This is a genomic window from Sutterella parvirubra YIT 11816 (assembly GCF_000250875.1).
GTDB lineage: Bacteria > Pseudomonadota > Gammaproteobacteria > Burkholderiales > Burkholderiaceae_F > Sutterella > Sutterella parvirubra.
This window is the reverse complement of record NZ_JH604875.1, coordinates 1-8110: the sequence shown is the minus strand read 5'-3', so window position 1 is coordinate 8110 and position 8110 is coordinate 1. Positions and strand designations below refer to the sequence as shown.

Sequence of the window (8110 nt, the reverse complement as noted above, 5' to 3'; positions counted from 1 at the left end):
AGAAAGGGCCCCGGTGAAGAGGTTCCTTTACTCCCGACCATAGATCGGTAGTCGTCTCATTTTGTGTCGCACCTTGGATGAGGTTCTTCCGTTGCGCGTGGACGGCCTCCTGCCGCTAAACTTCCTCCGAACCGACATGCTTTTCCCGCGCCGCATCCCTTCGGATGAGCACCGCGGAGCCGAATCCCCCGAGACACCCGTCATGAACATTCAGAAAGACAACGAAATGTACATGCGCATCGCGCACATCGCCGCGGAGCGCAGCTATGCCGCACGCCTCAAGGTGGGCTGCGTCATCGTGAAGAACCACTCGATCATCTCGTTCGGCTGGAACGGGATGCCGACGGGCTACGACAACTGCTGCGAGATGGAAGTGGACGGGCAGTTGGTCACGCGCCCCGAAGTGCAGCACGCGGAGCTGAACGCCATCGCGAAGTTGGCGGAGAACGGCTATTCCTCCAAGGGCGCCTCGATCTTCATCACGCACAGCCCCTGCATCCACTGCGCGCTTCTCATCCAGAAGTGCGGCATCACCGAGGTCTTCTACCACGAGCTCTACCGCTCGAGCGAAGGGCTCGAATTCCTCCGGAAGGCCGGGATCAAGGTGGCTCAGCTCTGACAAGGGAAATCACTTTTCCCGACGTTTCGGCTGGGGGCCTATAATTCTCTTCACTTGAAGAAATCAGACCCCCATGCATTCCTCCACCGCTCTCCACGGCGCTCTGCTCGCCGCCTTGGCCGCCCTCCTCTGGGGCACGGCCGGCACCGCCCAGTCCTTCATTTCGCCCGAGGGCCCCGACGCCCTTTGGGTGGGCGCGCTGCGCCTCATCTTCTCGATGGCGTTCTTCTGGCCGCTCGTGTTGTTCACGAGCCGGAAGGCGTCGGCCCCGGCGGCCTCGAACACCGCCGCCCCGGCTTCGCCCCGCCGCCTTGCCGTGGGCGTGATTCTGGGCGGCTGCACGATGGCCGCCTACAACTTCGGGTTCTTTGCGGGCGTGCGCGAGATCGGCATCGCCTTGGGGTCCGCCGTCACGATCGGGAGCGCTCCGATCTGGGCCGGGATCATCAACGTCCTCTGGAAGAAGAAGGCGCCTTCGATGCGCTGGTGCCTCGGCACCGGCGTCGCCGTCGCCGGGGGCGTCGTCATGGCGGTCTCGCGCGCGGGCGATGCGGAACTCTCGACGCTCGGCTTCACCGCGTGCCTCTTCGCCGGGTTCTCGTACGCGCTCTACGCGTTCGTCGCGGAAGAGGCCGTGCGCACCGCGGGGAGCGCCCGTGCGAGCGCCTGGATCTTCACGACCGCGTCGCTGATCGCACTCCCCGTCGCGTGGGTGAATTCGGGGCTCCCGTCCCCGGCCATCAGTGACCTTCTCGTCACGGTCTATTTGGGCGTCATGGTGACGGGCGTCGCGTACCTGTCGTTTTCCGAGGCCTTGAAGCGCATCAGCCCGGCGACCGGCGTCGCGCTGACGCTCCTGGAGCCCGTCACGGCGTTCGTGCTCGCCGCCTTGGTCGCGCACGAGCCCACCTCCGTCATGGCCTTCGTGGGGCTGGTCGGCATCCTGGGCGGGCTTGCGGTGATTCTGCGGGAGGCTTGAGACGACGATCCGCAGCCCCGACATGACGATGGGACCGCTCACGCGGTCCCATCGTCGTTTTTGGAGTTCCCGGCAGAGATCAGGCCTCGATCGGCCCCTCCCAGACGAGCTTCGGGGTGCGGGGCTGGCGAAGCGCCAGGCGGATCTCAGGCGTCAGGTTCGCCTGCACGGGAAGCGGCATCACGCCGCCTTTTTCCAAAGCGGTGAGCGACGCCCAGACGTGCCCCAGGAGCACGCTGTCGATGAGCGCCCCGTGGAGCGAACGGTCGACGGTGCCGATCTCGAAGCGCTCGCAGAGCGCCTCCAAAGACCTCTTCCCGACGGGAAGGAGACTCCGTGCGCGGCGCCAGGAGCACTCGATCTTTTTGACGGAGCCGAAGAAGGACGGCCCGCCCGCGCGCGCGAGCTCCCCTTCGATGAAGTGCTGGTCGAAGGTCGCGTTGTGCGCGACGATGGTCGCGCCCTTCACGAAGGCGAGGAATTCGTCCTGGATCTCCGCGAAGCGCGGCGCCCCCAGGAGAAACGACGTCGACAACCCGTGGATGCTCTGCGCGACGTGGTTCATGCGGCATTCCGGGTTGAGGTACGTGTGAAAGGCTCTGATCGCCCTGCCCTTCTCGTCCGCCTCCACCACCGCGATTTCGCAGACACGGTCGCCTCCCGTGACGGAAAGTCCGGTGGTTTCGGTATCGAGAAAAAGGAAGCGTTCGGCCATGAGGGTCTCCAATGCTCAACGGAGGCCTATTCTAAGCCGCTTCGCGGGGACCCCTCGCGGGGTCCTCTTTCGAGGGATTCCGAAGACCCCCTCAATGCACGCGGAAGAGCCGCGAGGACCAGGCGACGAAGAGAAGAAGACAGACTTCCATGAGGAAGGCCGTCCCGAGCGAGGTGCGGTGCGCGACGAAGCCGATCAGCGCAGGCTCCGTGAGGAGCCCCGCATAGCCCAAGGTCGTCACGCTCGCCATCGCGAGGCTCATCGGCATGTCGTTCTGCTCGCCCGTCGCCGCGAAGGCGATGGGGACGATGTTGGAGGCCCCGATCCCGACCAGGAAGAAGGCCGCCACCGTCACCCAGGCGCTCGGCACCGAGACCGCGAGGATGAACCCGGCGCCTGCGAGCACCGAACCCATGAGCACGGTGCTTCTCGGGCCGATGCGGGTGATGAGGCGGTCCCCGGTGAAGCGCATCAGCGTCATCGCGACGTTGAAGGCGGCGAAACCGAGCCCTGCGTTTTCGATCGCCGCGCCCTGCACTTCGGTGAGGTAGAGCGCACCCCAGTCGAGGATCGAGCCTTCGACGAGGAACATCACGAAGCAGACGCAGCCCAAGAGAAGCACGCGACCCTTCGGCAACGGGAAGCCCCGCCCGTGGGCGTCCTCCGAAATCCCGGCGACCAACGTCCAGCGCCCGACCCAGGCCCAGGAGAGCGCGCCCAGGATGAGGAGCGCCATCGCGGCGAAGGCAGGGGCCAAGCCGAGGTTCATGAGGAGGCTCATCAGAAGCGCGCCCACGACGCCGCCCACCGAGTAGAGCGCGTGAAAGCCCGAGAGCATCCGCCGGCCCGAGGCCTTTTCGACTTCGATCGAGTGGACGTTCATCGAGACGTCGACCGCCCCGAAGACGGCGCCGAAGACCGCAAGGAGCGCGACCGCCACCCATGCGTCCGTGACCCACGGGATGAAGACCGCGAGCAGGCTCGTCAACGGCACCGCCCACGCGAGCACCTCGCGGGTGCCGCGCCGCGAGACGATCATGCCGGAGAGGGGCATCGTGACGAGGGCCCCGAGACCCAACGTGAGAAGAAGCATCCCGAAGACGGCTTCGTCCAACCCCAAGCGCTGCTTCACGAAGGGGACGAGCGAGGCCCAGACGGCCATGATGAAGCCCGCGAGAAAGAACGAAAGCCGCGTGGCGTGGTGCGAAGGCGGAATGTCGCGCAGAAAAACCGCATCCGACATGGGTGCTCCGAATGGAAAAGAGTTGGGGGTCGTGAGATTGTATCGGCCGCCGATCTCAGAATGATGACGGCCGGAGAAATGCGCTCAAAAAACCCCGGCGGGTGCGGGACCTGCCGGGGTTCTCGAGAGCCCTTCGGGGGCTCAGGGCTTCGACGCGCGTCGGCCGATCAACCCATCTTCTTCGTCACGAAGTCGACGAAGACGTTGACGCCCAAGGGCAGGTACTGCTCGTCGAACGTCATGTTGGGAGCGTGCAGACCCGGGGTGGCGCCGACGCCCACGCCGAAGTAGGCGGCCTTCAGTTCGGGCTTCGCCATCTTGAAGCAGTGGAAGTCTTCGCCGCCGCCACCGCAGTCCTTCGCGAGGTTTTCGACGCCCGCGGTGTCGCGGATCGACTGCGCGATTTCTTCGACGAGATCGTCATCGTACTCGGCGGCCGGGCAGAGTTCCGGCGTATCCACCGTCACTTCGGCCTCCATCGCCTTCCCCGTCATTTCGCAGGCGAGGTTGATGCGGCGGAGGTACTCCTTCATGAGCGGGTTCTTCCCGGCGCGCACGTCGAAGGTGATCGTGCAGGTGTCGGGCACGGTGTTGGTCGCACCGGCGTTCGCGTGGATCTGCGTGGCCTTGGCGGACCAGACTTCGGTCGGGTTCAACCAAATGTCCTGCACCGCGCCGATCACGCGGCAGGCGACGTCGATCGTGTTGACGCCCAGGTGCGGACGGGCGGCGTGCGCGCCGCGGCCCTTGATCGTGACGAACGTCGTCGCGGACGCCGTATGGCGGACCGCCGCGCAGATCTTCCCGGCCGGGACGTCCTGAATCGGACGGATGTGGGCGCCGACGGCGTATTCGACGTCGTCCAAGACGCCGGCCTTGATCATGGCGGGCGCGCCCTTCAAGGTTTCTTCGGCGGGTTGGAAGAGGAGCTTCAGCGTCCCGCGGCGGACCTTGCCCACCAAGCGGCTCGCGGCCGCCAAAAGCATCGCCGTGTGGGCGTCGTGGCCGCAGGCGTGGATCGCGCAGTCCTTGCCGTCGATCTTGAAGGGGAGCGCGTCCATGTCGGCGCGAAGCAGCACGACCGGGCCCGGTTCCGTGCCGCGGATGATGCCGACCACGCCCGTGGTGCCGCCCACGTTCGTCTGCGTCTCGATCCCGAGCGCCTGAAGCTTCTCGGCGACGTAGGCCGAGGTGCGGAATTCCTTGAGCCCGAGTTCGGGCATCTCGTGGAGTTCGCGGCGAAGGGCCGCGGCATCGTAAATGAGGGACATCGGTATCTCCTTATGGGAAGGATGTGCGTGTTCTGGTCCTGAATGTCGTCGGATGAGGATCCCGTTCGGGAGCTTCCGAGGCCCTCGGGCTATCCCGATAAAGCAGCCTTAAGAATCCTCGGGCATCCTCTCCGGTCGATGGTCCATCATACGCCGAGGCTCCCCCGGTCGGCTTAAGGCCATCTCCTTAGAACACAGCCAAAAAGAAAAACTCATGAGCCAAGACCGCATGCGGCGTCTTGAGGAACTCCCGCGTCTTCGCGGCGAGACCGAGACCATCCGCGCGATGGTGCGCCTCTACTGCTGGGCGCACCATCCGAACGACGTGAACCCCGACGACCCGGACCGCGTGTGCCCGGCGTGCCGCTCGTTTCTCGACTATGCGCTGAAGCGCCTCGCCTGCTGCCCCTACGGGGAGGAGAAGCCCGTCTGCGAGAAGTGCCGCATCCACTGCTACAAGCCGGCGGAGCGCGAAACTGCGCGTGAGGTCATGCGCTGGGCAGGCCCGCGCCTCATCTGGCGCCACCCCGTGATGGCGGTCCGGCACGTCTTCGACAGCATGCGCCCGGCGCCCGAGAAGCCCAGGAACCGCGCGAAGCCCGCTGCGGCTCCTGCGGTGAAGCCCGCGCCCGACGCTAAGACCGACGTGAAGGCCGAGACGCCTGCGGCTGAGGCCTCCAAGAACGGCAGGACGGCCGACTGATTTTCCCGAACACACCCCAAACACCCCGACGAGACCCCATGGCGCTCTTCCTTCTTCTTCTGATTCCCTTCCTCGCCCACATCCTGATGGGCGCGCACCTGATGTTCCACGGCATGGGGCTCTTCGCGTTCCTCACGCTCATCCCCGCGGCGCTCCTCTTCGTGCCGCGCCGGTGGATGGTGCTCCTGCAGCGCGTCCTTCTCGTCCTCTGGGCGCTCGAATGGGTGCGCGCGGGCGCGATGCTCGTCATGAGCCGCGTCTCGGAAGGCCGCCCCTTCGCCTTGGCCGCCGCCATCATGGGCGGGACCGCCGCCTTCACGCTTCTGACCGCCGCCGTCTTCAGCCTCCCGCGCGTTCGCCGCTTCTACGAGCGCCGCTGACGGACGCAACGGAAACCGTATCGAACGCTGATCGTCTTCACGCGAAGTTGGGCGCAACCGCGCCCGATTCCGCGTTATTGTTTCCGATTGCTACGAGACCTTTGACAAATCGAAGTCTCATCTATAAAATTCAGTCAATTTGGCCGCGTAAACGCAACCCCTTTGCGTCTGCGGTTTTTTCATATCTGCCATCTCCCCTCACGAAGGAGTCGTTAATGTCCACGACCGCACACGCCCTGACGATTCGCGACATGATCGAGCCGGCCATCAAGGCCGCCGGCGGCTGGGTCAACACCCACGCGCATGCCGACCGCGCCTACACGCTTTCCCCGGACGTTCTCGAAATGCGCCGCACCTGCACGCTGCAGCAGAAGTGGGATGCGCTCGACCGTCTGAAGCGCGAATCGACCGAGGAGGACTTCTACCGCCGCTTCTCGATGTTCTTCGAAAACCAGATCGCGCAGGGCGTCACCGCGCTCGCGACCTTCGTCGACATCGACCCGCAGTCGGAAGACCGTGCGATCAAGGCCGGCCTTCGTGCCCGTGAACACTACGCCGATCAGCTGACCGTCAAGTTCGCGAACCAGACCTTGAAGGGCGTCATTCACCCCGAAGCCCGCAAGTGGTTCGACATCGGCGCCGAGATGGTCGACATCATCGGCGCGCTCCCGAAGCGCGACGAACGCGACTACGGCAAGGGCGACGAAGCCTTCGACATCATCCTCGGCACGGCGAAGAGCCTCAACAAGATGGTGCACGTGCACGTCGACCAGTTCAACGAGTCGCTCGAGTACGAAACCGAACAGCTCTGCGACAAGACGATCGAGCACGGCATGCAGGGCCGCGTCGTCGCCATCCACGGCATCTCGATCGCCGCGCACTCCAAGAAGTACCGCGAACGCCTCTACGCCCGCATGAAGGAAGCGGACGTGATGATGATCGCCTGCCCGACCGCCTGGATCGACACGCCGCGCTCCGAAGTGATCGGCCCGATGCACAACTCGATGACCCCCGTGGACGAACTCGTTCCGGCCGGCATCACGGTCGCGCTCGGCACCGACAACGTCTGCGACGCGATGGTGCCCTGGAACGCCGGCGACATGTGGCACGAAATGACCACGCTCGCCACGGGCTGCCGCTTCGACTACTTCGACGAACTCGTCAAGATCGCCACGATCAACGGCCGCAAGGCGATCGGCATCGACTAATCAGCAATCAGAGGAAAACCAAAACATGTTCAAGTCCCGCATCGCTGAAGACATCCTCGCCGAACACCTCGTGGGCTACGGCGCCGTCACGTTCCTCGAAGCGCCCATGCGCTTGAAGTCCGGCCTCGTCACGCCGATCTACGTCGACAACCGCACGCTGACCGCCCACCCCGACGCCTGGCGCGACATCATCGAAACGATGGCCTCCCGCATCGCCGAACTCGGTCTTGAGTTCGACGTCGTGGCGGGCGTCGAAGGCGCCGGCGTCTCGCACGCCGCGGCGCTTGCCTACCGCCTCTCGAAGCCCTCGATCTTCGTGCGCTCGCAGCCGAAGACCTACGGCGACAAGAGCCGCATCGAAGGCGCCGACGTGAAGGGCAAGCGCGTCCTCATCATCGAAGACCACATCTCGACGGGGCTTTCGCTCCTCTCCGCCGTCGAAGCCCTGAAGGCCGAAGGCGCCCTCGTCACCGACTGCCTCGCCATCACGAGCTTCGGCATCGACGAGACGAAGAAGCTCTTCGAGAAGGAAGCCGTCGTCTGCCACGAAATGCTCGGCTTCGAAAAGGTGATCGACAAGGCGATCGAAACGAAGCGCCTCGACGCCGAACAGAAGGAAGTCCTCACGGACTGGCTCGCCAATCCGTGGACCTGGGCCGCCCGCCACGGCATCGCCGCGCAGGCCGCTGAAAACTAAGAAGCGCCGAGATACGGAAACGTCTTCGAAGGCCGGTCCCCTAGCGGGGATCGGCCTTTTTCTCGTCCAAAACTTCTGACCGAACCGAGCGCCAAAACTGAACCCGAATGAAGCCCTCAGAACCCGAACTCCCCCGCACCCCATTCCCGATCTTTTTACGGAATCCGGAAGCATTCATTCCGGTGATGATTTCTTGTTACATGTTTTCGAAACGCAAATGCGGTCACGGATAACATGCGTCGACCAGGGTTGATATACACGCCGCTTTTGGCGCAAAGGCCCAAAATTTTTTCGG

9 protein-coding genes are annotated in these 8110 nt (G+C 64.6%); 6 read left to right on the top strand and 3 right to left on the bottom strand.

All coding sequences use genetic code 11. The features are described 5' to 3' along the window. The first annotated feature begins 202 nt into the window (after positions 1-202). Positions 203-619, top strand: a complete 417-nt coding sequence (locus tag HMPREF9440_RS01800) for a deoxycytidylate deaminase (RefSeq protein ID WP_040763215.1) — start codon at positions 203-205, stop codon at positions 617-619. A gap of 73 nt (positions 620-692) precedes the next feature. Continuing rightward, complete coding sequence (locus tag HMPREF9440_RS01795; RefSeq protein ID WP_008540903.1) at positions 693-1598, top strand: DMT family transporter; 906 nt, start codon at positions 693-695, stop codon at positions 1596-1598. A gap of 79 nt (positions 1599-1677) precedes the next feature. On the opposite strand, the gene HMPREF9440_RS01790 is transcribed toward HMPREF9440_RS01795, so the two are convergent. The 3 genes from HMPREF9440_RS01790 to HMPREF9440_RS01780 all read right to left on the bottom strand — a co-directional run bounded on the left by HMPREF9440_RS01790 (position 1678) and on the right by HMPREF9440_RS01780 (position 4827). Further along, positions 1678-2313, bottom strand: a complete 636-nt coding sequence (locus HMPREF9440_RS01790; RefSeq protein ID WP_050816059.1) for an exonuclease domain-containing protein — start codon at positions 2311-2313, stop codon at positions 1678-1680. Between the two features lie 91 nt (positions 2314-2404). Beyond that, the gene (locus HMPREF9440_RS01785; protein ID WP_008540901.1) at positions 2405-3556 is read right to left on the bottom strand and encodes an MFS transporter; all 1152 of its coding nucleotides are present in this window, start codon (positions 3554-3556) and stop codon (positions 2405-2407) included. Between the two features lie 167 nt (positions 3557-3723). Beyond that, positions 3724-4827 (bottom strand): amidohydrolase, encoded by a 1104-nt coding sequence (locus HMPREF9440_RS01780; protein WP_008540899.1) that lies wholly within the window; start codon positions 4825-4827, stop codon positions 3724-3726. Positions 4828-5041: 214 nt separating this feature from the next. On the opposite strand from HMPREF9440_RS01780, the gene HMPREF9440_RS01775 reads away from it, so the two are divergent. The 4 genes from HMPREF9440_RS01775 (at position 5042) to HMPREF9440_RS01760 (ending at position 7815) form a co-directional block, all read left to right on the top strand. Beyond that, the gene (locus HMPREF9440_RS01775) at positions 5042-5530 is read left to right on the top strand and encodes a nitrous oxide-stimulated promoter family protein (protein WP_008540898.1); all 489 of its coding nucleotides are present in this window, start codon (positions 5042-5044) and stop codon (positions 5528-5530) included. A 38-nt stretch (positions 5531-5568) separates the two neighbouring features. Further along, a complete protein-coding gene (locus tag HMPREF9440_RS01770; RefSeq protein ID WP_008540897.1) occupies positions 5569-5910 on the top strand; it encodes a hypothetical protein in 342 nt (113 codons plus the stop codon). A gap of 215 nt (positions 5911-6125) precedes the next feature. Next, the gene (locus HMPREF9440_RS01765) at positions 6126-7118 is read left to right on the top strand and encodes an amidohydrolase family protein (protein ID WP_008540896.1); all 993 of its coding nucleotides are present in this window, start codon (positions 6126-6128) and stop codon (positions 7116-7118) included. A gap of 25 nt (positions 7119-7143) precedes the next feature. After that, positions 7144-7815, top strand: coding sequence for an orotate phosphoribosyltransferase (locus HMPREF9440_RS01760; protein ID WP_008540895.1), 672 nt, complete (start codon positions 7144-7146; stop codon positions 7813-7815). Positions 7816-8110 lie beyond the last annotated feature (295 nt).

Excerpts from the sequence above, each read along its gene's own strand:
- HMPREF9440_RS01760 (WP_008540895.1), top strand. The coding sequence starts at position 7,144 with ATGTTCAAGTCCCGCATCGCTGAAGACATCCTCGCCGAACACCTCGTG.
- HMPREF9440_RS01795 (WP_008540903.1), top strand. The coding sequence starts at position 693 with ATGCATTCCTCCACCGCTCTCCACGGCGCTCTGCTCGCCGCCTTGGCC.
- HMPREF9440_RS01775 (WP_008540898.1), top strand. The coding sequence starts at position 5,042 with ATGAGCCAAGACCGCATGCGGCGTCTTGAGGAACTCCCGCGTCTTCGC.
- HMPREF9440_RS01785 (WP_008540901.1), bottom strand. The coding sequence starts at position 3,556 with ATGTCGGATGCGGTTTTTCTGCGCGACATTCCGCCTTCGCACCACGCC.
- HMPREF9440_RS01770 (WP_008540897.1), top strand. The coding sequence starts at position 5,569 with ATGGCGCTCTTCCTTCTTCTTCTGATTCCCTTCCTCGCCCACATCCTG.
- HMPREF9440_RS01765 (WP_008540896.1), top strand. The coding sequence starts at position 6,126 with ATGTCCACGACCGCACACGCCCTGACGATTCGCGACATGATCGAGCCG.
- HMPREF9440_RS01780 (WP_008540899.1), bottom strand. The coding sequence starts at position 4,827 with ATGTCCCTCATTTACGATGCCGCGGCCCTTCGCCGCGAACTCCACGAG.
- HMPREF9440_RS01790 (WP_050816059.1), bottom strand. The coding sequence starts at position 2,313 with ATGGCCGAACGCTTCCTTTTTCTCGATACCGAAACCACCGGACTTTCC.
- HMPREF9440_RS01800 (WP_040763215.1), top strand. The coding sequence starts at position 203 with ATGAACATTCAGAAAGACAACGAAATGTACATGCGCATCGCGCACATC.